Genomic DNA, 25,121 nt, shown 5'->3' with positions numbered 1-25,121 from the left:
TTGCGTCAGCATTTTTTCTGTTAAAATGCGCGCCAACTTAAGATGAAGAATTCATGAATTGGTTAGATTTTGTCATTTTAGGCGTGATCGGCTTCTCTGCCGTGATCAGTTTAGTTCGTGGTTTCGCTAAAGAAGCGTTGTCATTAGTTATTTGGTTTGGAGCATTTTTTATTGCTAGCCAGTACTACGCTAAATTAGCCATGTACTTCACCAATATCGAAGATGAGATGTTTCGTAACGGAACTGCGATAGCAGCATTGTTTGTTGCAACGTTAGTTGTTGGTGCCTTAGTTAACTATGTCATCGGTCAACTAGTTCAGAAAACAGGCCTGTCGGGTACAGACAGAATCCTCGGTGTCGTTTTTGGCGGTTTACGTGGTGTTCTGATTGTCTCAGCAGTGTTGTTTTTCATGGATGCGTTTACTGCATTCCCAAGTTCTGAGTGGTGGAAGAATTCGCAGTTGGTTCCGGAGTTTAGCCGAATCATTGCGCCGTTCTTTGAGCATTTACAAGCAACATCTAGTTTCTTATCTGGCGCGCTCTAGCGCCAGTTAATGTCGAAAATCGAGGATTAGGACATGTGTGGTATTGTTGGAATCGTGGGTTCAACACCTGTAAACCAGTCTATTTATGACGCTTTAACGGTATTGCAGCATCGTGGCCAAGATGCCGCTGGTATTTGTACCATAGAAAGCAATCGTTTCCGTCTGCGTAAGGCGAACGGTTTAGTTAAAGATGTTTTTGAAGCAAAACACATGCAGCGCCTCCAAGGTAACGTTGGTATTGGTCATGTTCGTTATCCTACAGCGGGAAGTTCGAGTGCTTCTGAAGCGCAACCTTTCTACGTAAACTCTCCTTTTGGCATCACGTTAGCGCACAACGGTAACCTAACGAATGCAAGTGAAGTTCGTGAGAAGTTGTTCGAAAAAGACCGCCGTCATGTCAACACAACGTCTGACTCTGAAGTTCTACTGAACGTATTGGCTCATGAGATCGATACGGTTAAAGGTAATGTGACTTCAGAAGATGTGTTCCGCGCAGTTGCCAACGTGCACCGTACTATTCGTGGTGCTTACGCAGTGACAGCGATGATCATCGGCCACGGCATGATCGCATTCCGTGACCCACATGGTATTCGTCCACTGTGTCTTGGTAAGCGTGAGATTAACGGTAAAACAGAGTACATGGTTGCGTCTGAGTCAGTAGCGTTAGATGCTGTTGGTTTTGATTTTATGCGCGATGTTGCTCCTGGTGAAGCTATCTACGCAACGTTCGACGGTGAACTTTTCACTAAACAATGCGCAGACAACCCACAACTAAACCCATGTATTTTTGAGTTTGTTTACTTTGCTCGTCCTGATTCATTCATCGATAAAATTTCGGTTTACAGCGCACGCGTTGAGATGGGTGAGATGTTAGGTAAGCGTATTAAAGAAGAGTACGCAGACCTAGACATTGACGTGGTTATTCCAATTCCTGAAACATCAAATGATATTGCGCTACGCATTGCTCAAGCGATTGATAAGCCATATCGTCAAGGTTTCGTGAAAAACCGTTACGTTGGCCGCACGTTTATCATGCCTGGTCAGCAGCAACGTAAGAAGTCGGTTCGCCGTAAACTCAACGCGATTCGTTCTGAGTTTAAAGGTAAGAACGTTCTATTGGTTGATGACTCGATTGTTCGTGGTACAACATCAGAGCAGATCATTGAGATGGCTCGTGATTCTGGTGCAAGCAAAGTCTTCATGGTTTCTGCTGCTCCTGAGGTTCGTTTCCCGAATGTTTACGGCATCGATATGCCAAGCGCGACTGAGCTTATTGCTCATGGCCGTGATAACGAAACGATTTGTAAGCAGATCGGCGCAGACGCTTTGATCTTCCAAACGCTACCAGACTTAATCTCTGCTGTAGGTATGGGTAATCAAGACATCTCTCGTTTTGATACTTCTGTATTCAACGGTGAGTATGTAACAGGCGATATCGACCAAGCGTACTTAGATTTCCTAGATTCTTTACGTAATGACGATTCAAAGGTCGAGCGTGAGATTCAACAAGATCTCGCGAACCTAGAGTTACATAACGAAGGCGCTTAGCGTACTCATAAAACATGAGTAATAAAAAACCAGAGCATCGGCTCTGGTTTTTTTGTTTGCGGGGAAGGGGATTGAATCTTAGTGAATGTGGTATGCGATCACAAAATCGATAAACAATCTAACCTTCTCTGGCAGGTGGTCTTTGTGGTTATAAAGCATGTAAATATCACGAGGGTTAGCACTCCAGTCTTCTAGGACTTGCACTAAGCTGCCATCTTCAATGTATTCACGGATCATGACATCAGGCATTAGGGTGATACCTAGGCCCTCTGAACAGGCTTGTCTCACGACATTAAGCGCATTCGCATTGAAACGACCTTTCTCGCTATTAACAACTGTCTCGTCATTCGAATTACTCAGCTGCCACTTAATCAGCGGGTAACCTTTGAGTAAAGAATGATTCGCCAGTTCTTCAGCGTGGCTTGGAGCTGGGTTCTTCGCTAAATAGTCAGGGCTCGCGATCAGAATGTCTTTGACTTCACTGATCTTTCTGGCGATTAAGCTTGAATCACGCTGCGGGCCAACTCTGAAAATGACATCCCACTCTGTTGGGTCGAGCTGATCAGCTTGGTTGTTCATCATTAACTCAATATTGATATCAGGGTATTGAGTCATGAATTCGCTGAACATCGGCATCATCATGCGCTTGGTCAGGTTAGAGGGAGCGGTAATGCGAATCTTCCCTGAAGCACCCTTACACACGTCAGTGAGTTCTTCTGCTGTAGAAGACAGACGTTGTAGTAACGGTGAGCATTCATTGAAAAAACGTTCGCCAGCCTCTGTTAAAGAGAGTTTACGCGCGTGTCTATTAAGAAGCCTTAGGTTCAAAGAGTCTTCTAGGGCTTGGATGCGTCGTGTAATGGTCGCAACCGGAATCATAGTCTTGCGCGATGTTGCGGTGTAGCTCCCATTTTCAACGACGAGTCGAAAGAGGTTTAAATCATCTAATTTCATAAATCCAGACACATTTGTTTACAATCTCATCTAATTTATACGTAATATTGAGATCAATGTTTGCGTTAAGTCAACTCGTTGCACTATTTACCAGTATTCCAACCCTTGTCACGAATTACCAGTAAAGAGTGCACATTTGTGTATTTAGCATTTTATTACTAAGTTTTATATTAGTTCTTAGAACAGATAACAATAATAATTCGACTTAGTTTTGTGAGGTTAGAGATTATGTACAAAACTCACAGTCAGCCAGTAATGACCTCGGCTCAGGAAGTTCCCAACCAGAAATGCGTTATGTTGGTTGATGATGATCCTATTTTTCGCCGTATAACCAGCGCCTATTTAGACAAGATTGGTTATAAAGTGGTTGAGGCTGAAAATGGACTGGACGCTCTGCAAAAGCTTAGAGACTCAGCGCCAGATTTAATTGTGTGTGACTTATCAATGCCGATTCTGGACGGCATAGAGCTGGTAGAAGAGCTCAGCTTGGAGTACCCGTCATTGCCTATGATCGTTGTGTCTGGCACTGATGATATGTCTGATGTGGCGAAAGCATTACGATTTGGTATCAAAGACTTTTTAGCGAAACCTCTAGAGGATCACGGCCACTTAGGAAGTGCAATTGCGAATACATTGACAGATTCGTTCGATAACATTTCAGACCAACGAGATTTTTCAAGCCAATGGTTCTGCGTTGATGACGGTGGCGAGATCCCAGAAGACCAAGAGTTGCATTGGCATCTAAACTACCTGCAAGAGAACCCGAGTGCTGCAAGAGACTTATTGCACGCGCTGCTTCCAGAGAAAGACACACGACAAGGCTCATGGCGTTGTAGTTATCGATTGTTACAGTCGACAGAAATGATGCCGCTTGTTTTTGATTACGCGTGGATGATGAACGGACAGTTTGCTTTTTACCTCGTCGACTCGGCTTCTTCCGATAATGGCAGCTCAGCCAGTACCCTGTTGGTGAGAGCGCTATTCCATGATTACATACGCAATAGAAAAGATTTTAACGTTGATCTCAAAGATATAGCTGAGATTTTAGAGAAAGGCATTCAATGCTCCAAATGTGCAACACCGGTTAACGCTTTGTTCGGCGTCGCTGATCTCGCTGAAGGTACTATTTCTATTTTGCCTGCGGGCTTAGACGGGCAGTGGTCAAATGGTGAGTTGAATCAACACATTGCTGCTGGTGAACGTTTGGGAGAAAATTGTAAGAAGAACTTCATTACTCGTGACTTGCCCATTCAACAGGGCTGTCAGCTGACATTAAGCCTACTGGGTTCTGCGAGTTTCAGCTTAGATATCCACCAAGGGTCAACCGATTAACCCTATTTTTCCTCGGTTTTTGTGAATAATTGATTAAGGTATAGTTGCGCAAATGGTGTGGCTATGCCTTTTTTGTTAAATGTCGATTTAGCAAAGAGGGTTTGGTTCGCCAGATACTTACCTTTACTAACAAAAATAAGAAGCAATCATGGCAGATAACAAAGACTTTAAAGACCCGTTTAATGTATTCTATTTTCTCGGTTTTTTAGCCGCATTTTTAATGATTCCATTGCTACCAGCAACACTAACGTTGATTCGTGTATTCAATGGCTACGCAACATTCTAGTTAAGTTATTTTAGTCAACCTATGATAGCTAACTCAAGGAGGCCACAATTAGCGTTCGAGTTCTAAGCCTGAATATTGCTGGTGGCCTTTGTATATTCCTCGCGGTTTTGGGTATTGTTTTACCTGTTCTGCCCACAACACCTTTTCTCCTTCTTGCTAGCGCATGCTTCATGCGAAGTAACCCTAAAGTTCACAAATGGATGCATGAGCATAAAACGCTCGGCCCGCTACTGAACAATTGGTATCAACATGGTGCTGTGACCAAACAAGTTAAAACGCGTGGCGTATTCTTTATCTTGTTGAGTTTTGCGTTATCGATCTACTTTGCCCCAATCATTTGGGTCAAGGCCTTCCTAATTTGTGTACTTGTTATTCTTCTCACATGGTTTATGCGACTTCCAACCCATGAGTTGGTTGCTGACAGCAAAGAAAATCACTACCATTAAGCCAGTGTGCCTGCTTCAATAGCGGGCGTTTATTATTTCAGCAATCAGAGTTATGACTCTCGTTGCAATGAATACCAATCGTACCTTTCCTTAATCCAGTGCATTAACGTGTTCGACTCGTTAATGAGAGTTTGGAAAGCGGCCTAATGAAGTGCATAAGATTATGAACACAGAAAAAATCGCTCTGATCAAAGCAAGCATCAAAACCATTCCTGATTACCCAAAAGCGGGTATCTTATTCCGTGACGTGACAAGCTTGATGGAAGATCCAGCCGCGTACAAAGCGACGATCGAACTGTTAGCGGAAACTTATAAGGACATGGGCTTTACTAAGATCGTGGGCACTGAAGCTCGTGGTTTCTTGTTTGGTGCACCTTTAGCTTTAGAGCTAGGTGTTGGTTTTGTTCCTGTTCGTAAGCCAGGCAAGCTGCCTCGTGAAGTTGTGGCACAATCTTATGAGCTTGAGTACGGCACGGATACGTTAGAAATCCATACGGATGCTATTGTTGAAGGCGACAAAGTCCTTATGGTTGATGACTTGCTAGCAACTGGCGGTACGATTGAAGCAACAACTAAGTTGATCCGTCAACTTGGCGGTGTGGTAGAGCACGCTGCATTCGTTATTAACCTTCCAGAAATCGGTGGTGAAAAACGCTTACAAGGTTTAGATCTTGAAGTGTTTAGCATCTGCGAATTCGACGGTCACTAATCCTTTCGGAATTATTCATGAGCTATCTTGCGTTAGCGCGAAAATGGCGACCAACCAAATTCAAAGAAGTGGTTGGTCAAGCCCATGTTTTAACAGCATTAGAGAATGCACTTAGCCAGAACAGGTTGCACCATGCTTACCTGTTCAGCGGGACTCGAGGTGTCGGTAAAACGACCATCGGCCGCTTATTCGCTAAGGGCCTAAACTGTGAAACAGGCATTACCTCAACACCTTGTGGTGAGTGTGCAACCTGTAAAGAGATCGATGAAGGTCGTTTTGTTGATCTTCTCGAAATCGATGCTGCATCTCGAACTAAGGTAGAAGATACCCGCGAGCTTTTGGACAACGTCCAGTACAAGCCTGCACGTGGTCGCTTCAAGGTTTACCTGATCGATGAAGTACATATGCTGTCTAGGCACAGTTTCAACGCGCTTCTAAAAACCTTAGAAGAGCCGCCTGAGTATGTGAAGTTCTTGCTCGCAACGACCGATCCACAAAAGCTTCCGGTTACGATTCTTTCACGTTGTCTTCAGTTTCATCTCAAGCCGATTAGCGTCGATAATATCCACGAGCAACTCGATCATATTCTTGAACAAGAAAGTGTGACCTCGGAGTCTCGTGCGTTAGGTATGATTGCTCATGCTGCTGACGGCAGTATGCGTGACGCACTGAGTCTAACGGATCAAGCTATTGCGTTGGGTAACGGTAATGTTGAAACAGACACTGTGGCTCATATGCTCGGTACTCTGGACACTGATCAAGCGATTCATCTACTTGAAGCTATCAGCAGTAAGCAGCCACAAGTGGCGATGGCTTGCATCCAAGGTCTTGCTGAGAATGGCGTGGAATGGGATGGGTTGCTGAGTCAACTTGCGACCCAATTGCATCGTCTGGCCATGTACCAAGCGCTGCCATCAACCTTAGATAAAGCGCAGCCTGATGCTGAACGTCTAGAACTGCTTAGCAAAGCGTTGAGCCCACAAGATATCCAGCTGTACTATCAGATTGTGTTGAAAGGGCGTCAAGACCTTCCATTATCACCAACCGCTCGTGTTGGCATTGAGATGGTGGTTCTGCGTATGTTGGCATTCAGACCTGCAGAGCAAGTTAGTGCGACGGCTATCTCGACTGAGTCGACTCGCCCAGCGCAAGCAGTTCAAGGACAAGCTCCAGCTCAAAGCGTTGCTCAGCCTGTGAGCCAGCCAGCGCCAATGGCAGCTTCGAGACAGCCAGTTCAGGCTCCTGTGGTTTCGCAGCCTCAAGTGCAGCAACAAGCGCTTCAACAAGCTCCTGTTCAGCAGCAGCCTGTGCAACAACATCAACAACAGAACCTGGCGCAATATTCAGATTCGCAAGGTTACGCTGATCATTCAGGCAACCAAGGTTATCCAGAACAGGATTACCCACACAGTCAGTATGATGCGCCACCTGCTTATGACGAACGTCCTAGCTACGGTGCAGAGCAAGTGATGAGTCCTGCGACTCAGCAAATGCCACCACAGCAGAATCAAGCGACGAATCAGAGCCAGCCTCAACAGGCAAGCACTGAACCGACGCAACAAGAACAACCAGCACGCTCTTCATCGCCAGTAAGTGGTTTACGCCACCAACTGCGTTCTCAACGCAGAGGCAGTGCAGCCCCAGAAAGCAAAGGCTCAACGCCAAAAAAGGCTAAAGCGACACTAGCTAAAACTTCAGTTCTTGACCGAGTTGCTCAGCAGCACGGTGGTTCTGAGCGGGTGTCGCCAGCTTCTTTAAAGACCTCTTCGACAGAAAATGTTACCAATGATAATGAACCTTATCGTTGGAAACCGTCTAAACCTGTAGTAAAAGAAGTCAGCAAAGAGCTTACACCTACTCAGATCAAGCGCGCGCTTGAGCATATTAAGACACCAGAAATGGTCGAGAAATTGCTCAAAGAATCTATTGCTCAAGATGACTGGTCCGCCACGATTCAAAAGCTAGAGACCGCGAAGCTTGTTGAACAGTTAGCGTTGAACTCAGTGTTTGATAAAAATGGCACTTCGATTGCCTTAACGTTGAGAGCGAGCCAAGCTCACTTGAATACCGACCGTGCACAAAGTGAGCTATTACAGTCGCTCAATGCTGTGCTCGGAGAAGAGTGTCATTTGAGTGTGGAAATCGGCGATGGTGGAGAAACGCCACTAGAATTAAGAGAAAGGCTGTATCAAAGCAAGTTGAAAGACGCGTTTTCCAGTTTGGAGAACGATGCCAACGTACAGTTTATCGAAAGACGTTTTGCTGCCGAGCTTGATAGAGATAGCGTTCGTCCAATATAACGTTCCTCCAATGCAACGTTCTAGCAGGATCGATCCCTCTTTCATTTAGTGATGGGCATACCATCCTTGGAAAGCAAATCAGAGAACTGAACTCGTGGGGTTGAATCACAGAGCTTTAACCCCCATTTAAGCCCTTAGTAGCTTAAATGATTTTAATAAACCAATTAGACCAGAGAGTAATAACATGTTTGGTAAAGGCGGTATGGGCAACATGATGAAGCAAGCCCAGCAAATGCAAGAGCGCATGCAAAAGCTTCAAGAAGAAATCGCAAATATGGAAGTTACAGGTGAGTCAGGTGCTGGCCTTGTAAAAGTTACGATTACTGGTAGTCACAGTGTTCGTCGCGTTGATATCGATGAAAGCCTAATGGAAGACGATAAAGAGATGCTTGAAGATCTTATCGCAGCCGCTTTTAACGATGCAGCTCGTCGTGTTGAAGAGACTCAAAAAGAGAAAATGGCTGGCGTAACTGGTGGGATGCAACTTCCACCAGGTATGAAAATGCCTTTCTAAGCGACTTGTTTATAAGAGACTTGTCTCTACCAACGGCCTATTTTAAATAGGCCGTTACTTTAAAAGTTAGAACGGTTAAATATGCGTACCAGTCATATGCTGGAGCATTTGATGGAGGCCTTACGTTGTCTACCTGGGGTTGGCCCCAAGTCGGCGCAGCGTATGGCCTTTCATTTGTTACAGCGCGATAGAAAAGGCGGCCTACAATTGGCTGAAGCTCTTAGCCAAGCAATGACTGAAATTGGTCATTGTAATGAGTGCCGTACTTTTACTGAAGAAGATACTTGCCACATTTGTACCAATCCTAAACGTCAGGATAACGGTCAAATCTGTGTAGTTGAGAGCCCTGCAGACATTGCAGCCATTGAAGCAACTGGCCAATATTCAGGTCGTTACTTTGTGCTTATGGGGCATCTTTCACCACTTGATGGTATCGGTCCAAGTGATATCGGTCTCGATGTTTTGGATTACCGTTTACGTCGTGGTGATATCACTGAAGTAATTCTAGCGACCAACCCGACAGTGGAAGGGGAAGCAACAGCGCATTACATTGCTGAGCTATGTAATGCCCATGAAGTGAACGCAAGTCGTATCGCCCATGGTGTTCCCGTTGGTGGTGAGCTAGAGCTGGTGGATGGCACCACGCTTTCGCACTCCTTACTCGGTCGTCATAAGATCTAAAAAAGCCGCTCATTGAGCGGCTTTTTATTTGTTCTAAACTCTTATCTATTTAATGCTTAATCCTTGCCACGTACTGCTTTGTAAATCATCGCGCCAATCACGGCGCCAATAATCGGTGCAATCCAGAATAGCCATAGTTGCGAAACAGCCCAATCACCAACAAACACTGCTACACCAGTACTTCGAGCGGGGTTCACAGAAGTGTTCGTTACAGGGATACTGATAAGGTGGATTAAGGTTAAACAGAGACCGATTGCGATAGGTGCAAACCCAGCTGGTGCTTTCGAATCAGTCGCGCCCATAATCACGAATAGGAACACCATGGTCATGACCACTTCACAAACGAGAGCCGCTGTGAGCGAGTAACCGCCCGGTGAGTGTTCTCCATAACCATTGGAAGCAAACCCTGACGCTGCGGCATCAAAGCCAGCTTGGCCAGAAGCAATCACAAATAACACGCCACCTGCGATAATACCGCCAATCACTTGGGCAATAATATAAGGCGCAACATCTTTGCCATCAAAGCGACCACCACTCCATAGACCGATGGTGACAGCAGGGTTGAGGTGACAACCTGATATATGCCCAATAGCAAAGGCCATGGTGAGTACGGTTAAACCAAAGGCGAGGGAAACTCCGAGTAGACCAATTCCCACATCGGGGAAAGCGGCGGCCAAGACTGCACTACCACAACCACCTAACACCAACCAAAATGTACCGAACATTTCTGCGATATACTTATTCATAACTATCCTTATTAATCTTTACCAGTATCAATAAGATAGTTTAAATTTATCAAAGTTGTGAAATCTTGGGCATATATAAAAAGAAAAGTATTCTTAGGTTATTGCTTCGAGCTCAATAAGATTATCAAGTGCTTCTTGATCTGTTTTTCCACAGATGACAGGACAAGCTTTAAATTGGTGGCACACCTTGGGGCGTGAAGACTGACCAAATAGCTTACAGAGGTTTTGCTCATTTAATTGAATGCAACGCACGCCAGCAGGCTTGCCATTTGGCATTCCAGGAATAGCAGATGTAATACTTGGAGCGACACAGCATGCTCCACAACCTAGGCGACATTCCATCAAATTAAACTCACTAAATAACAGGGTGCGCGATAGTAGCAAAAAATGATGAGAGTGACAGCTGTTGATTGAATCAAAGAATGAACAATTATTATCCTTGAACTTTTTATGGGCTAGCGGTATAACACGCACCCCAGTAAAAGAGTAAGAAGTAATCCTATGACGAATCCATTTTGGCAAGAAAAGACACTAGAACAAATGACCGAGAACGAGTGGGAATCACTGTGTGACGGTTGTGGTAAGTGTTGCCTACATAAACTAATGGATGAAGATAGCGATGAAGTTTACTACACCAACGTGGCGTGCAGTTGGTTAAACGACAAAACATGTTCGTGTAAAGACTACCCGAACCGCTTCACTTCAGGTGAAGAGTGTTTGAAGCTAACTCGTGATAAGATTCATGAATTCCATTGGCTACCAGATACTTGTGCTTACCGTCTTCTATCAGAATCTAAGCCGATTCCAGAGTGGCACCCATTGATCACGGGCTCTAAATCAGAGATGCATGCTGCTGGTGAAAGCGTTCGTAACAAAGTGGTATACGAAATCGATGTTGTCGATTGGGAAGACCACATTCAAAACTTACCTGAATGGGCTAAAAAGCGTTAATTAACTTTTAAAGTTGAGAATCCATACTAAGCTTCACTGTAGTTTGTTATTGCTCAGTGAGGCGTGGTATGGATACCTACTACCAAATTCAAATTTCATCTATCCCTAACTTCGTTTACAAGAAACCTTTAGTGTCCATTGATGAGAATGGTGAACCCCAGGTTACCTACCGTGCCAATGGCAATACGCTCCCAATCAAGAAACTCCCCTTACTCTATATCGCTGGGTATGACGACAAAGACAACCTAATCAGCTACCAACCATTAGACATGGTCAATGAGTTCTTATTGTCGAAAGCAATCGATGATGGCGTACTTGAGCTTGGTACAGACGCACAGGGGCTTGCCCATTACTTCAGTTTTGTATTGGACAAACAGGAAGGGTGGGATGCTGAATACGATGAAGGGGACTTTGACCCTCTCTATGATGATTCCCGTCCAGAATGGAGTGCCTTTCCGCGCAACAAGCAAGAGCGGTTAACCTACCAATATCGGGATGGAATAAAGCAACTCGCTATTGATGGTGTATTGGCTAAAACAACAGCTAGACAATATATGGGCAGTGTCGTTGGTTTCTATAAACATTGCCTTCGCCAAGGTATCCGCTTTAATAACCCTCCCTTCCAGTTTGAGACAGTGAATATCCATTTCGAGGCGTCTGCATCCAGTATGAAAGCTTACCAGCGTAAGCAGGTGCACACGACGGATATGCGGATTAAGTTTGCTAAGTCATCTCGCAGTGGCGGCACAAGCCTCAGCAACCTACGCCGTGACCTAAAACCGTTTACCAGTAACGAATGGCATATCCTGCAAAACATATTAATGAAGTCCCGCAGGGTAGTTCGTCATGGTGACAACAATAAACTGCACTCACTGCCGATTGAGTTTTGTCTGCACCCAATGATTTGCCGTAATACTGGGTTACGCCGTGAGGAAGCAGCGAGCCTTCATTTGGGACAGATTGTTAACCCCGAAACCATGATTCAGGACGGCAAAGAGGTGTTTAAAAAGCCTGTGATGAATTTGGGTGTCGGTGATAAATACAAATCACTCACAAAGACCGCTGAGGGCTTCGCAGAGAAGAATAAAAGCCGCGAAACCATTATCCCAGCCACATTAATGAAGATGCTTTACGATTACTCGCAGTCCGACAGGTATCAAAAGCGCCTTGAGAAGTTTAAAACTTGGTGTCAGGAGCTGAAGGAAGAAGGTAATTCGCATTTCTTTGAGGGTGACGATGCTATTAACCCCGAGCTTGAATACCTGTTTATTACCCAGTCCGGGAAACCCATGTTTACGCGGCTACAAGACTTTACTGGGCGCTGGGTGGAAATACGTAACACTGCAAACCTATCCCAAGGTTTTGACCACCCGATTGTCGGCTCCCTACATAATTTACGCTCAACGTTTGCTGTGAATATCTTCCGCCACCTTTTAAATAAAAAGGATGACTATGGCAACCCATCAATCACACCCGATGAGGCATTGGATAGGGTGTCATCGTTGCTAGGACATGAAGATAGGGCGACGACGATAGAGTACCTGAAAATAGCGCAGGATATGCCCTCCGCCGATGAAATTTATGAGAGTGTGCTGGACTATATTGGCGCTTTTGATGACTTAGAGGATTCATTTTGATGCAGGGACGTAAGCGTACCAAAATTACAACAAAGAAGACCAGCGCACCTATCATTCCAATTCGATTTAAAGATATGGTTTTAGATTCTGGCAATGGCTTGAAAGATTACACCTACCGCCTGCGCTACCATAACGTCCCGACTGTAAAACAGATTAAGTCAAGGGATGGCGTGTTGGCGAATCGGGATGATATCGTCAGGGATATTCACCAAGCGCTAAATCCCTTACCTGAAAATAGGTCAAAGCGGTCTTATTTTTCTGGTCTTGTTAGTTACTTTAAATATCTTGACAGCATTGGTTATCAAGGTGACTTTTTTAGCTATGCAGTCATGACTGATTGTATTAAGTACTTCAATAAATTACGCGAAAAAGGTGAGCAGGTATCGGCAGTAAGCATGATTCGAGATAGCTTATCTTTCCTATTAAGGCTGTGGAATCGAGAATCTGACCTTAAGACAATGCCTGTAGTTGCAGCACACCCTTTGGCTGCAAATAAGGCGTTTCATGTGAAAACAGAGCTGAAACCATTATCTAAGGTATTGGTTAAAGGTGCACTAGCCTTTCAGGAAGCGGTTGAGAAAAATGATTTACTAGATATTCATCCGTTCTTTGATGAAGACCTGTTTGATGAACAAGCAAAACGTAATGGTTGGACGTTACGGGAAAGGGCACATAAGAAAAAAGGCTTCAAGATGTGCATGAAAGTAGGCGGTCTTTTAATAAAGTACAGTCAGCTTCCACTTGAGCAATTTAATCGACAGGTATTTTATAATCATGCATCACGTAATTGGTTTTTTGTGTTCTCAATGCTGACAGGTATGAATAAGTCAGTGCTCGCGAATGTGCGACATAAAGATGTCTCATTTAAAAGTATTGGTAGTGGTCGGTTTGTTATTGACGGTAAAAAAAGCAGGGCTGGCTATAAGGATTTGGATAATAGCGCAGGCTTTAGCAAGCGAACCAAAGAGCTGATCACCCGATGGTTAAAAACGTCCAAATTGATGTATCAATCACTGGGTATCCCGCTGTCAAATGAGCTACCGCTTTGCCCTTTCTTTAGTGCCAGTGGTGAGGTTTGGACATTCAATATGAATGGTACAAACATTGGCTACATCAATACACAGCTTAAAAAGATAACGGGCTTATCGGTCTCTACAAGACGATTCAGGGCAACAAAATCTGATGTACTGATGCGAGTCACTGAAGATATCTTCCTTGTGTCACTGGGGTTGAATAATGGCATAGGGGTTGTCCGCAAAACGTACTCTAGCGGTGTTCAGGTAGACCATGATAACAACCTTAATGCCACGATGGGCGCACAATACGCTATTGCCAAGGGCGAGGAAGTTGGTAAAGCCATTGAGAATGCAAAGGTGATGAACAGTGATATTTTGTCAGATTATGATGCTAAGAAATTGCATAGCCGTGAAAGCCATGAGCAGCCATTAATGACAACGGCCAGTGGTATCAGGTGCGCAGGGCCAACACCAGAGAAACTTGTTGCTGAGGCGAAGCGCATGAAGCTGTTGGGGATTGATTTTCCCAACGATACAGGTCGCTGTACGGATTTTCTTAATTGCTTTGATTGCGACAGACATAGATTGGTTGCATCAGAAAATGATATCTGGTTGATGTTGTCTTTTTTAGAGCAAATAGAAGACCTCAAAGAGATGGTGGCGAGTAATTCCGCACCTAGATATGAGTATTTCATGGTGGAGGGGATGTTAAAAAAAGTCCTTATCAGATTGGAACAAAAAGCACCTAAAAACTACGCTCAAGCAAAACTAAAGGTGGATGATGGCGATTACCATCCGCTTTACCAAGACAGAGCCAGCGCAAGCCAATTTTTTAAGGGGTAATTTATGTCTGAACAGCTTATACAGCTTCGCCAAGAGTTCGCTGAAAACCCGTATGTGACGTTTGACTCTGACGATAAGGGTGTGTCACGTGTCTTTGATGTAGAGTGGGATTTGCACTCACTGAACCAGAATAAAAAAACACTTTCTTTTGAGTATATTGATGAGAAGTACCGCCGCGATATTCAGTCCTATCTATATGCGCTGATGCAATGGCAAAAGAAGAACTCAGTCTCTGATTCACATTTTGCGGTTAGCTCGTTGATAAAGAGTAGGTGTAAATTAAACATCCTCGCAACACGCTGGGGAAAAAGTGAATTCAGCTTACTTTCTAGCGAACGAGAATGGAAAAGGTGTTCCAAAACATTACACGGGGTTGGCGGTGAAGGTGTGTGCCGAGACCTTGCCTCTACGATTAATGCACTGAATAGAGCGGGTCTTGTAACGCGTTATGTCCATAAACGAGACTATATTCGGTGGGTTGAACCTGATGCTGGTGACGGTCAGGCAATCGCATTACCTGAAGCGATTCATGTTAGTATTTTAAAAACTGTTGTTGAGTTTGTGGAAACCTATCACCCCTATCGCCACCAAATTTCAGCTGCGATGGAAAAGCTTTACACCTATCAGGATGAAATGTTCAATGCTGAGCTTAAAGCGCTAGGCGTGAGTGCCCTAAGCGATAGGCAAATGATGACATTCATCAAAAGGATGTCTGATAGAACAAAGAAATGGCCTGAACGAAAAGTCATTCCTGACTTCTCATTTCACAGGCGCGGAAATTGGTTAGGCACATTGCTCAGGATGTGCTTTATTTGTGTGGGTTTATTCTCCGCCGCCCGAAAGGAAGAGTTGCTTTCCATGAACAAAGAGAGCTACGACGATTCACTGGCTGCTGTACCTAAGGTCTCAGGGTTTTCTACAAAAGGAAATAAGGGCGAAAAGATTTATACAACGTGGAATACAGCCCCAATCGCAAAGTTGGCCCTGGAGCTAGCTTTTGATGCCACGCAAGCCGCGAGAAGGTATTCGGTAGAACGGCTAGATAACGGTTATCGAAATGGTCAGCTAACCCAAGACCAATATAATGCTAAGCGACAAGATCTAGAGAGTGTCTTCATTTCTTCTGATATCCCTTATGACAGCGAAGTACTCATAAAAAAAGTGTCTCTAAGGTACATGATTGATGGTTCAAATAATAGAGATGGATTGAATATGAAGGAATTCAATATTATCGCGACCGCTGAAGACGTTGATGAATTCGACCTGTTAAATCCAGGCCGCGCAGAGAGCTTAAAGGTCGGAGGTGGTTTACCCAAGCTTAGTGCACATGATTTACGGCGGAGTTTTGTAGTCTTTATGGTAAAGAACCGACTGGGCAACGCACTCACAGTCAAATACCAGCTTAAACACCGCAATATTAATATGTCTAATTGGTATGCGAACTATTCCGAATTGGCGCGTACCAACCAACTGTTGATGGATACTCAGTTAATGAGTGAATTTGATGAAGCGATTGAAAGCTCAGCGGTGGACGCATGGGATGAGATTTATAATATATCCGATACCTTAAGTGGTTTAGAAGGGGAACGTATAGTCAAGAATAAAGCAGAGCGGCTAGCACGGGGGGAAGAAATAGTTATGTCCAGAAGTGAACTGCTTGCTTTAGTCAGGTCTGGTGACAAACCCATTGTATTGCTTCCTACAGGGGGGTATTGCACCAACCGTAACTGCGAGCGCCTTTGCTCCCTAATGGATATTGTTGAAGCACCATGCGAGCATAAGGTAGTGACTGATAAAGCAGCGAAAAGACTTTCAAGGGAGCGTGATCACTTAATTGCTTCATTTAGGGCAGTGAATGAAATGGGTGACTATGCGAATGAGTTAATTCTGGATGCCAGAAAGAAGAAGATTTTGTCGATTGAACCAACGCTGGTTAAACACGGCATCCAATTTGATAGCTTCAATGACGATATTATGGCGGTGTGGTCATGAAAGTAGAGTATAAGGCAACCTGCAAGGCAGAAGGGTTACTGGTTAATGCATTTCAGCGACTATTAGATGTTAAGCCGCTTCATGTTAAGGCAACGGGTAAACTCACATTAAACCGAATCAATAATGAAGCCCAGCTTGGCAATAGCTATGTCCATAAGTTCAAAGAGTTCGTGGCCTACGCCAAACCTGTTATCGATGAATATAACCTCAACCGCGATAAGGCGATGACAACAGGTTTAGATATTGAGCTAGATGTCCCTTTGCCTGAGCTTGATAGGCTAAAACACGAACTAAAAAAAGCCAATGAGCTTAAGGATAAATACAGGGTGCAACGAAACAATGCCGTTGAAGCACGAAAGCAGCTAGAGGCTGAAAATGCGAGGCTCCGGTTTAGGGTGTTTGATCTACAGCAAGAACTATTAAGTGAAAACTCAGCTGTGACGCCGATCAAGTAGCGTGCTCTCACCCTCAAAGTGTAATGGGGGCAAAGGATCGTAACGCGTTTCTGCCCCATGATTGCTGAGCTCATTACTATCTATCCGTTCGCTAATCATTATTTGACCAACTTTTTCTGATGTTGGTATGGTGTATAGGACTTATCACATAAATTTAGGCGGACTTTAAGGTGAATAAAGAAACCAAAAAGAATTTTGATAAAGTATTTCAGGCTACGTTAGCACTGTTTGGTAGTGAAGAAGATGCTAATCACTGGCTTAAGCACCCAGTTCGAGGACTTGGTAACAAACGACCAATTGATATGCTTTCGACAGCCGAAGATACCAAGGCTGTACTCAATTTGATTGGCAGTTTAGAGCATGGAGTGTTTTCGTGAGCTTTGTTGCTACAAGCTTTTGCCCCTAAACATCAGTTTAGAGCATAAGAAGCTATCAATAGATTAATTTGTGTGTAAGCCTGCTGCACCAGTTTTTTAGTCCCAGATACGACAAAGCCACAGGCAATGCCTATGGCTTTGTAAACAGCTTACAGAATGTTTGTCATTCAAATCGAAGAGGGAACACATTCTGTGTGCAACGTCGGGTGTTTTATCACCAAAGTATATGGGAGGGAAAGCACCTAGACTTATCATATGTCCTCGGTGGTCTGCTTTGCAAATAAGCCAAGTTCAATTCGATACAATTACTTCTGGCCAGACAGTAAATAGTATCTCCAAGAAAAAGCAGGGATACCCGAGGCTCTCAACATTAGTTTAAAGCTAAGAACTGTATGTAGCAAGCTTACATTCTGTTCCTTTTCGAGTTAGACGCTCATTTCGCAGTGTGCGAATCGCAACCTACGAAATGAACTTACCCACCCCATAAAGAAGCTATAAAACAAATGGTTACGTTTAAAATCCAAAGGGAGCTAGCTTAGTTTTCCTAAAGCACAGACACGACCATCACCACAAAAAGTAGCTTTATTACGCGCTACCAGTGGTCAATAGTATAGTGGCAGATATTGAGCCCCTTCAGTTCGGAATGTTTTTTCTAAAAAAATGACAACTTATGCAATCGTAATTAATCCCTATAAAACATAAGTTTAAGTTGCCTTTTTGTGTCGGATTTCACGGTGAAATTGACAGATGGACTAGCAGCTTTACTAAGCGGCTTTCCGACAGCAAACGTTATTCTCACTTTATATTTTACGTGATCACATATTTTACGTGATAACTCTAGGAAGGTTTTGCCCCATTTCTTGTTGGCGAAAGTAAATCACATCAGTCTCACACCTATAATTTTCGTTAGATTTCCTAATGCCAAACATGTGTCGAAGACAGAATAAGGACAGGCTGATTAAGAAAAGCATTGTTAGTAGTCCCAGTCAGCCACTGACGTCTTCCATTCTAGTTGAGTACCTTGCACTTCATTGTCAAAGTAAGCCAGTAACGCAGTTTTCAGATGTGTATCAAGCCTGTTTGCAAGTACATTCACCCAATCAACAAAGTCACACAGTTTGTAAAAGCAAAACGAGCGTTAAGGCTTGGATAGCCTTCAATATCTTCTCGAAAGCTATCGTCGTCTTAGAAGGAGATGACCCTTGCAGACGGGCTGTCAGGTGCAATATGAAATGCCTTGTCTGACAGCCGGAGAACATGGGTTAAATGTCCAAAGCAGTACTGAGTTCTACGAGGTCTTTGTAGAATGAGTATCTTCTTTCCACCCCCTCATACTTCAAACCAAGCGAAACAATATCTCCCTGATGTCTGATGAATATTTCTCGTAGCTTGTCAGACCCCCTTAGTGGTTCGGACACTTCAGTAGCCGTAGCCTTTAGATTTTCTTGTGCTCTGGTACAGACAACTCTCGCAAGCTCTGCATCAAAGTGATGAGTATGTATCCTCTCAAACAGGGAGCGAATCTCGATGTCGTAGACCGAATTTTGGAAAGATACATAAATCGGATGAACGTCTGAAAATGCGGAATAAGTGTAATCATCAACATTGGCAACGAGCTTCAACGTTACTCCACCCCAGTTAAGTAGTTGATCAAACCTCTCCATTGGCGAGCCTTGGTACTCAAGGTGTTTAGACATCATTGGTACATGCTGAAGCTGATCATAGAGCTTAAAGTGTTTTTCCTTCAAACACATTAAAACAGCCAAATAATAAACATCTAAAGACCTTTCAGAACCTAGGTTATCGACAATGGACACCAGTCTTTCTGTTATTTGAATTGATTCTCTTTCTGATAGTTTTAGTGCGCGATAAATGGTGGAAAGGTTTTCAAAGTGCACGTTAACATCCATAGGTTTTGGCCAGACCCCAATTCCTTTTTGGATCAAAGCGTTCAATGAAAGCTTGTCTAAATCACAATGGACTGACAGTAGTTCTTTCAACGGCATTTTCTTCAGTGCGTATCGTGTATTAAAGAAACGCCCCAGATAGATATCTGCATCAAATCCCTGTCCATAGACTACCTTCACCGCATGCTGTAGCTGCCTTGTATCAGTTGCTACAACAAACACTACGCCTTTAATGTCGAAGATGTGCTTAATGGTCTCCAGCATTTCAACGGCATAGCTAGGGCGACAACGGTCTAATTCATCAATGAAGACAAAGGCTGGATATTGTTTATCCGTAAAACCTTTAACTGCTTCCAACCACTGACTCACACTCTGTTTCAATGCAGAAATGGCTTTCGCCTTGCCTTCATGTTCATCTAACATGTACTGCACAGCTTTAGACGCAGCAGCACTCATGTCCAAAGCATTGCCGTCTTCATCCTTGATGTCTGACTCTGCACTTGCTCCTTCTGCGTCATTCATAACAGCAGCAAAATCAATACCGGTAAACTTCTTAGTCACGCCACCGACTAATGCTGGAGCTAGAGCCTTAAATAGACCGCCAGCTTTGCCAATTACACTGATCGCAGTATTGCCCTCAGCTCTACCAGCTTGCTCTCTCAACTGACTTACCATTGATGAAATCACCGTCATCAGCGGGTCATCTGAATAGTCCTGCTGCCATGCATCAACGTAGACAACAGGATGATGTGCTTTGAGGTCTTCTGCCCAACGTTTAAGAAAGTACGTCTTACCGCTGCCCCATTCGGAGTTCAGGTTGAGTACGTAATTACGCTTCTTGTCTTCACCGTCTCCGCTCTCGTCATAGCCTTTAGATGCAAGGAAGTTTGATAGGTACTGAGCGTATTTAGCTCGGTTTAGCGTGTCTTTAGGGTAGTGAGCACCATCAATATCGACTGGCTGACTCCAATTAATAACTACGTTGCTTGGCATATAAACTCCGATGCATTTTAACTGTCTGCATGGTCTAACTTTTCATCATAAAAATCAATCCAATGCAATTACTTGATGGTTGTCGTAATCATGGGTACAGCAAGAGTGAAAAAACAGGGAAAGACACAGGGAGAAAAAACCACAGAGGGTGAGAGAGAGGAAGGGAACTTTGCTGGACAGCTTGTTGCCCACTTTTCCCCATTATAATAACTAATGGATTTTAGTCCTATTCGGTTTTTGTCCTAAATAGCTTCTGCCCCTTTTTAATTTAGAGTTTCTGATAATCCCATTTCTGACCATCAGTATTTGACCAAATTTCCCTAATGATTCAGTATGGCACTGATTGCATTATGATGTTAATTGGATTAAGTCCTTTGATTTAGCAGAGATTCATAATATAGAGAGCTAAATACATGTACCGTCATTGTGTCCCCCTATTCGTTTAAATCTAATAACTATACATATATGAATAAAATAATTACCTCATTTGTACGTTGGCTCATCAAGGGGCTTGATAAGACAGTGTCTTGGTTGGAACAAAAAAACGCCAACGATATGCAATCGAAGTTCGTAGATCTAGCTCCGACAGATGACGCGGATAAAGCAGGCACCTACTCAGAAGCGTTACGATTTGCAACGAACAATTCTAAAATCTCAAATATAGCCCTGACGGGCCCTTATGGCTCAGGAAAGAGCAGCATTATTCAATCTTTTTTGAAGACGTATCGACGGCCAGTTCTTCATATTTCTCTCGCGACTTTCATTACCGAAGCTGAAACAAAGGTAGAAACGGTGGATCGTCAGGAGATCGAGAGGAGTATTTTACAGCAGATGCTTTACGGTGCGGATGCAAACAAACTCCCGTTATCTCGCTTTAAGAGAATTCAATCGCCTGGTGTTGGGTCAATCTTTAAGTCACTGTTCATTTTGTTGGGGATGTTCGCGCTTTGGTATGTGTTTCAGCAGCGGGAAGGAGTCATCAGCGGTACTTATTTCAAACCTATTGCGTTCGAAAACTCAGTCAATTTAGGTTTCTTTGTGTTTGCTACAGCATTCCTCTGGCGGATACTGCATCACTTCTATGTCGTGAGCTTTGGTTTGTCACTCAAGGGTATTTCGCTAAAAAATGTCGAAATTAAGCCCGCATGTGATGATGAATCCTCAATACTGAATCGTCATTTAGACGAGATAATCTACTTTTTCCAGGAAACTAGTTACGATCTTGTAATCATTGAGGATCTAGACCGATTCGATAATACTGATATTTTCGTTACGTTGCGTGAAATTAACGGTCTTGTTAACGCAAATTCAGGCGTAAAACGTCATATTCGATTCTTATATGCACTACGCGATGACATATTTTCGAACACAGAGCGAACCAAGTTTTTCGAATTTATCATTCCAGTTATTCCGATCATCAACTCATCGAACTCAATTGACATGGTCTTGAAGATTGGAGCGAGACTTGCGCTTAACGAAGGCCTTGATCGTCAGTTTCTTAGAGAGGTATCACGTTATTTAAACGATCTACGGTTGATTCAAAACATCTTTAATGAATACAGCATTTATGTGGATAATTTGAAAACAGATGGAGAAGATTTGCTCGACGCCAATAAACTCCTTGCCGTTTTGATCTACAAAAATGTTTATCCACGGGACTTCGAAAAATTACACCGAGGCGAAGGGACCCTCGCCGCAATATTGAATTTCCAAGATGAGTTAATAAGTCACGGAGAAAAAAAATTTAGAGCTGAAATTACTTCACTCGAAAAGCAACTTGATATCGCTGAACGACAAACTCCTGCTGACTTAAAAGAGTTGCGTCAAATATATGCGATGGCTCTAATTGAGATGCTGCCATCACACACCACTAGTGTGGGTATCGAGCAAGGTAATCAAGTAGCTACTGCCCAGTTGACAGGCTTTGGAAAGTTTGAAGAGCTGATCGAGGCTCGATACATCTATTGTCGAAACATTAATGGTCATAATAGTCGCTTGGATGTTTCTGCACTCCAAGATAATGTAGACCAGCACAAAACTTATCTTCAACGCAAAGAGGAGATAGAACATAAGGCAGAGGAAAATAAAACCAAAACTCTACGAGCAATACGAGACCTTAGACCAAAGGTTGCAGGGCTTAGAACTGCGAAATTCCATGAACAATTACGATTGAATGGCGATCATCTACAGGAGTTTTTCGAGGAGTTTGGTCAGAATGGAGAGCTTGCTCGGTTTCTGCTGTTAGAAGGTTATCTGGACGATACCTATTACCAATACACCTCACTTTTTCATTCTGGTCGATTGTCTCCCAATGACAATAAATTTCTCATTAAAATACGTGCATTTATTACGCCAGAGCCAGATTTTCCTATTGATAATCCAAACGAAGTTATTGCGGCGATGAGAGATGAGGACTTTGGACAAAGTTACGCTTTAAACATCTCGCTTGTTGATACTCTGTTGAGTGAACAACACCGTTACCAAAGTCAATTAGAGAGGCTTTTAGGGTACATTATGGATGAGTTTTCCAACTGTGAAGACTTCTTTATGGCTTATTACAGCAGCGGGAGTTATGTCCCAAAATTTCTCCAACAGTTAGCTAATGTCTGGAGTGATTTTGTTCTGACTGTACTTTCTAGTCCAAATAGCCTTGTACACGTTGTTCAGCTGATTGGGGGACTAACTGAACGTTCACTTAAATCCATTTCAAGAGATTTTGAAGAATTCCCCGTTTTTGTATCAGAGAATCTCTCCGATATTCTGATTAGCTCGCCTGAGCTCGATCCAGAGCGGCTCGTTTGCCTCAATTTTGACGTTAAAGACTTCGAAGCGATCAAAGACCACTTTGACATTGTGAACTCAATGTTTGAAGAGGGGCTTTTTGACCTTACGTTAGCGAACATAGAGTTCGCTTATCAAGCGATATTGGGAGAGGAAGATATCACCCCATTGCATACAAGGAACTTCACGGCAATACGTGCGACGAACAGTACTGTCTTGATAGATCGAATTGAGAGTAATTTTGGCGATTACTTACGCAATATTCTTTTGGCTATCCAAACTAATACTGAAGAAGAAACATCCGCTATTTTGGACGTAGTTCGCCGTGAAGAGATTAACCTCAATACGATCCAAGAGTTTCTTGAGCAACAGACGCAACAATTACCGACGTTAGAAGATGTGCCTGATAGATTACATTCTATGCTCTTCAGTTTAACTATGATTGTGCCAAACTGGGAAAATTGCCTTTTCTTTGTGGCAAGTGAAGGTTTTGAAGCACAAAGCTTGCTTGAGTATCTCGACCGAGACGTTGTTAGATCGGCAATCCTGAAACAAGCGGTCCCCAGTGATAGTGATTCGAAGTCTATACGTTCTTTTCTTCTTAACGCGAATTCTCTTTCTGATATTAGCTACAAAGAGTATGTGCGAGCTTTACCCAAGTCATTTACACACTTTCCAGAAGGAGTTGAACCAACAAAGCTTATAATATTAATTCAGGAAGCGAAAATCGAATTTTGTACTGATAGTCTAAACGCGCTCAACGAAAGAGAGTTGCAAGTATTGTTTGCGGCAAATAATATCGATACATTTCTGGCTGGGCCAGAAGACTTTTCATTAGAAGATGCTTTCTTGGAAGAGCTGCTTGAGTCGGATATTTCTCAGAAAAACAAGATAAAAGTCGTCGAACTGATGGATTTACATTCGTTAGTTGATCTTCCAGAGCGTTCAGCACTTGTTGGTTCAATCATCGTCAATTCAGATGCAAATCTACCAAACATTGACGGAGATATAACTAGTGCTCTGATAAAGAACTCCTTTCCGATAGCAACGCAAATTTCACTCTTCAATAAATACCACTCTCATTTGAGTAACGATGAAGTACGTGATGTATTGGCGAGTCTACCGAAGCCATATTCCGAAATAACCCGTGGTTACCAGACGCCAAGACTAAAAGAGACACCTGAGAATCAGGCACTGGTCTCCTGGCTCGATTCTAGGGAAATAATTTCCTCTTGGAAAATTAGCGATATATTTAAAGAAATAAAGGTGAACCTCTATAGATCTTGAGAAGATAATGTTTGATTGTTTTTGGGAGTATCACCTTACTAGCGAGCGCTCTTAACTTTGTATTTTTGGTATTGCACACATTACTAATCATAAATACAAAAATTTGGCCAGCTACGTTTAGGGTGGCCGTATGATTGCAATACTAGGAGTAATCCGAATAGTAGAAGTGCTCCGAAGATCGTAACGCGAAATTGTCCAGAACCCTCATAGGTTGAATTTTTACCTATGGCACTTTCTAGCTCAAAAGTGCCCGTGCGACCTGAAGTCGTATGAAGCGTTGTTCACCACGACAAGAGTGAACCATCTGTATCACCAGATGACCCTAAGATCCTGAATAAAGTAGCGGATCTGACAATGTAACGAAACTTGGCCGTTAGGCTGAGTGGGAACAAAATCGTGAGAGGATGTTCCTCCTGAAAACCACAATTCGGGTAAGTGCTAGGGAGTCAATATGATGAACGTATGTGAATCCATTAAAGGTGCGTCATATGATGAAGCAGCGGAAGTGGTTAATACGCTGTGGCCAAAACGGCAACGAGAGTCGGAAAGGAGTTGGGCATTGGCCTTTCGTGATCAAAGTACTCTCCGCACTAGAGTGGGCATCTAAGTTGACATTTTACGTAACATACGGAACAGGGTAAGCCTGTATCGCTCCCTATGGGAAAGCCCTTGTGGCCGATAGCGATGCGGGTAAAGGAGGTCGGAGAAAGCGAAGGCTGCATTGTAACGATGCAGATACAGACTCGTGTCTGGTCACGAAAGTGAGCCCACTTCCGACTGGTCTTTCGTTGCGAGAGAGTTTGAAGAACTTTATTTAAGGA

Annotated in this window: 20 protein-coding genes; 16 read left to right on the top strand and 4 right to left on the bottom strand. The window is 43.4% G+C overall.

The annotated features are described in order from the left end of the window. Positions 1-53 precede the first annotated feature (53 nt). Both AC3CKG_RS11630 and purF read left to right on the top strand, forming a co-directional pair. The gene (locus AC3CKG_RS11630; RefSeq protein ID WP_009848678.1) at positions 54-545 is read left to right on the top strand and encodes a CvpA family protein; all 492 of its coding nucleotides are present in this window, start codon (positions 54-56) and stop codon (positions 543-545) included. Between the two features lie 33 nt (positions 546-578). Then, complete coding sequence (gene purF / locus AC3CKG_RS11625; protein ID WP_017106165.1) at positions 579-2,093, top strand: amidophosphoribosyltransferase; 1,515 nt, start codon at positions 579-581, stop codon at positions 2,091-2,093. Between the two features lie 78 nt (positions 2,094-2,171). Here the strand turns inward: purF and AC3CKG_RS11620 are convergent, their stop codons facing one another. After that, positions 2,172-3,047, bottom strand: a complete 876-nt coding sequence (locus tag AC3CKG_RS11620) for a LysR family transcriptional regulator (RefSeq protein ID WP_029223580.1) — start codon at positions 3,045-3,047, stop codon at positions 2,172-2,174. A gap of 228 nt (positions 3,048-3,275) precedes the next feature. On the opposite strand from AC3CKG_RS11620, the gene AC3CKG_RS11615 reads away from it, so the two are divergent. From AC3CKG_RS11615 to recR, 7 genes are all read left to right on the top strand, one after another. Further along, positions 3,276-4,379 carry a response regulator gene (locus AC3CKG_RS11615; protein ID WP_017111151.1) on the top strand — a complete coding sequence of 368 codons (1,104 nt, stop codon included), beginning with the start codon at positions 3,276-3,278 and terminating at the stop codon, positions 4,377-4,379. Positions 4,380-4,527: 148 nt separating this feature from the next. Next, entirely contained in the window at positions 4,528-4,665 is a 138-nt protein-coding gene (locus tag AC3CKG_RS11610) for a hypothetical protein (RefSeq protein ID WP_017106167.1), read from the top strand. A 74-nt stretch (positions 4,666-4,739) separates the two neighbouring features. Beyond that, a complete protein-coding gene (locus tag AC3CKG_RS11605) occupies positions 4,740-5,111 on the top strand; it encodes a YbaN family protein (RefSeq protein ID WP_029225617.1) in 372 nt (123 codons plus the stop codon). A 163-nt stretch (positions 5,112-5,274) separates the two neighbouring features. Further along, positions 5,275-5,820, top strand: coding sequence for an adenine phosphoribosyltransferase (gene apt / locus AC3CKG_RS11600; RefSeq protein WP_017106168.1), 546 nt, complete (start codon positions 5,275-5,277; stop codon positions 5,818-5,820). Positions 5,821-5,837: 17 nt separating this feature from the next. After that, on the top strand, positions 5,838-8,120 hold the full coding sequence (gene dnaX, locus AC3CKG_RS11595) for a DNA polymerase III subunit gamma/tau (RefSeq protein WP_488528384.1): 2,283 nt from the start codon (positions 5,838-5,840) through the stop codon (positions 8,118-8,120). A gap of 184 nt (positions 8,121-8,304) precedes the next feature. Beyond that, a complete protein-coding gene (locus AC3CKG_RS11590; RefSeq protein WP_009848672.1) occupies positions 8,305-8,634 on the top strand; it encodes a YbaB/EbfC family nucleoid-associated protein in 330 nt (109 codons plus the stop codon). An 81-nt stretch (positions 8,635-8,715) separates the two neighbouring features. Then, positions 8,716-9,315: a recombination mediator RecR gene (gene recR, locus AC3CKG_RS11585; RefSeq protein WP_017111149.1), complete on the top strand. Its 600-nt coding sequence runs from the start codon at positions 8,716-8,718 to the stop codon at positions 9,313-9,315. A 56-nt stretch (positions 9,316-9,371) separates the two neighbouring features. Here recR and aqpZ read toward each other — a convergent pair whose 3' ends face one another. Both aqpZ and AC3CKG_RS11575 read right to left on the bottom strand, forming a co-directional pair. After that, on the bottom strand, positions 9,372-10,061 hold the full coding sequence (gene aqpZ / locus AC3CKG_RS11580) for an aquaporin Z (RefSeq protein ID WP_065103189.1): 690 nt from the start codon (positions 10,059-10,061) through the stop codon (positions 9,372-9,374). Positions 10,062-10,154: 93 nt separating this feature from the next. Beyond that, positions 10,155-10,403 carry a YkgJ family cysteine cluster protein gene (locus AC3CKG_RS11575; RefSeq protein ID WP_017106172.1) on the bottom strand — a complete coding sequence of 83 codons (249 nt, stop codon included), beginning with the start codon at positions 10,401-10,403 and terminating at the stop codon, positions 10,155-10,157. 159 nt (positions 10,404-10,562) lie between these two features. Here AC3CKG_RS11575 and AC3CKG_RS11570 point away from each other — a divergent pair, with 159 nt between their 5' ends. The 6 genes from AC3CKG_RS11570 (at position 10,563) to AC3CKG_RS11545 (ending at position 17,332) form a co-directional block, all read left to right on the top strand. After that, positions 10,563-11,012 (top strand): YcgN family cysteine cluster protein, encoded by a 450-nt coding sequence (locus tag AC3CKG_RS11570; protein WP_102518659.1) that lies wholly within the window; start codon positions 10,563-10,565, stop codon positions 11,010-11,012. Between the two features lie 68 nt (positions 11,013-11,080). Further along, a complete protein-coding gene (locus AC3CKG_RS11565) occupies positions 11,081-12,649 on the top strand; it encodes a site-specific integrase (RefSeq protein WP_076651314.1) in 1,569 nt (522 codons plus the stop codon). After that, on the top strand, positions 12,646-14,508 hold the full coding sequence (locus AC3CKG_RS11560; protein WP_488528383.1) for a hypothetical protein: 1,863 nt from the start codon (positions 12,646-12,648) through the stop codon (positions 14,506-14,508). Before AC3CKG_RS11565 ends, AC3CKG_RS11560 begins: the two co-directional genes overlap by 4 nt. A gap of 3 nt (positions 14,509-14,511) precedes the next feature. Continuing rightward, positions 14,512-16,500 (top strand): hypothetical protein, encoded by a 1,989-nt coding sequence (locus AC3CKG_RS11555; protein ID WP_488528382.1) that lies wholly within the window; start codon positions 14,512-14,514, stop codon positions 16,498-16,500. After that, positions 16,497-16,955: a hypothetical protein gene (locus AC3CKG_RS11550; RefSeq protein ID WP_076651317.1), complete on the top strand. Its 459-nt coding sequence runs from the start codon at positions 16,497-16,499 to the stop codon at positions 16,953-16,955. The genes AC3CKG_RS11555 and AC3CKG_RS11550 overlap by 4 nt, the downstream gene beginning before the upstream one ends. Positions 16,956-17,125: 170 nt before the next feature. Next, entirely contained in the window at positions 17,126-17,332 is a 207-nt protein-coding gene (locus tag AC3CKG_RS11545) for an antitoxin Xre/MbcA/ParS toxin-binding domain-containing protein (RefSeq protein ID WP_488528381.1), read from the top strand. Positions 17,333-18,594: 1,262 nt separating this feature from the next. Here the strand turns inward: AC3CKG_RS11545 and AC3CKG_RS11540 are convergent. Next, the gene (locus AC3CKG_RS11540) at positions 18,595-20,232 is read right to left on the bottom strand and encodes a KAP family P-loop NTPase fold protein (protein WP_488528380.1); all 1,638 of its coding nucleotides are present in this window, start codon (positions 20,230-20,232) and stop codon (positions 18,595-18,597) included. Positions 20,233-20,697: 465 nt separating this feature from the next. Between AC3CKG_RS11540 and AC3CKG_RS11535 the strand changes: the two genes are divergently transcribed. After that, complete coding sequence (locus AC3CKG_RS11535; RefSeq protein WP_171308428.1) at positions 20,698-24,300, top strand: YobI family P-loop NTPase; 3,603 nt, start codon at positions 20,698-20,700, stop codon at positions 24,298-24,300. Positions 24,301-25,121 lie beyond the last annotated feature (821 nt).

The organism is Vibrio sp. QJM3NY_15, assembly GCF_057785995.1.
This window is presented reverse-complemented; position numbering and strand designations above follow the sequence as displayed.

Coding starts and splice junctions, on each gene's coding strand:
- AC3CKG_RS11630 (WP_009848678.1), top strand. CDS start 54: ATGAATTGGTTAGATTTTGTCATTTTAGGCGTGATCGGCTTCTCTGCC.
- purF (WP_017106165.1), top strand. CDS start 579: ATGTGTGGTATTGTTGGAATCGTGGGTTCAACACCTGTAAACCAGTCT.
- AC3CKG_RS11620 (WP_029223580.1), bottom strand. CDS start 3,047: ATGAAATTAGATGATTTAAACCTCTTTCGACTCGTCGTTGAAAATGGG.
- AC3CKG_RS11615 (WP_017111151.1), top strand. CDS start 3,276: ATGTACAAAACTCACAGTCAGCCAGTAATGACCTCGGCTCAGGAAGTT.
- AC3CKG_RS11610 (WP_017106167.1), top strand. CDS start 4,528: ATGGCAGATAACAAAGACTTTAAAGACCCGTTTAATGTATTCTATTTT.
- apt (WP_017106168.1), top strand. CDS start 5,275: ATGAACACAGAAAAAATCGCTCTGATCAAAGCAAGCATCAAAACCATT.
- dnaX (WP_488528384.1), top strand. CDS start 5,838: ATGAGCTATCTTGCGTTAGCGCGAAAATGGCGACCAACCAAATTCAAA.
- AC3CKG_RS11590 (WP_009848672.1), top strand. CDS start 8,305: ATGTTTGGTAAAGGCGGTATGGGCAACATGATGAAGCAAGCCCAGCAA.
- recR (WP_017111149.1), top strand. CDS start 8,716: ATGCGTACCAGTCATATGCTGGAGCATTTGATGGAGGCCTTACGTTGT.
- aqpZ (WP_065103189.1), bottom strand. CDS start 10,061: ATGAATAAGTATATCGCAGAAATGTTCGGTACATTTTGGTTGGTGTTA.
- AC3CKG_RS11575 (WP_017106172.1), bottom strand. CDS start 10,403: ATGGAATGTCGCCTAGGTTGTGGAGCATGCTGTGTCGCTCCAAGTATT.
- AC3CKG_RS11570 (WP_102518659.1), top strand. CDS start 10,563: ATGACGAATCCATTTTGGCAAGAAAAGACACTAGAACAAATGACCGAG.
- AC3CKG_RS11565 (WP_076651314.1), top strand. CDS start 11,081: ATGGATACCTACTACCAAATTCAAATTTCATCTATCCCTAACTTCGTT.
- AC3CKG_RS11555 (WP_488528382.1), top strand. CDS start 14,512: ATGTCTGAACAGCTTATACAGCTTCGCCAAGAGTTCGCTGAAAACCCG.
- AC3CKG_RS11550 (WP_076651317.1), top strand. CDS start 16,497: ATGAAAGTAGAGTATAAGGCAACCTGCAAGGCAGAAGGGTTACTGGTT.
- AC3CKG_RS11540 (WP_488528380.1), bottom strand. CDS start 20,232: ATGCCAAGCAACGTAGTTATTAATTGGAGTCAGCCAGTCGATATTGAT.
- AC3CKG_RS11535 (WP_171308428.1), top strand. CDS start 20,698: ATGAATAAAATAATTACCTCATTTGTACGTTGGCTCATCAAGGGGCTT.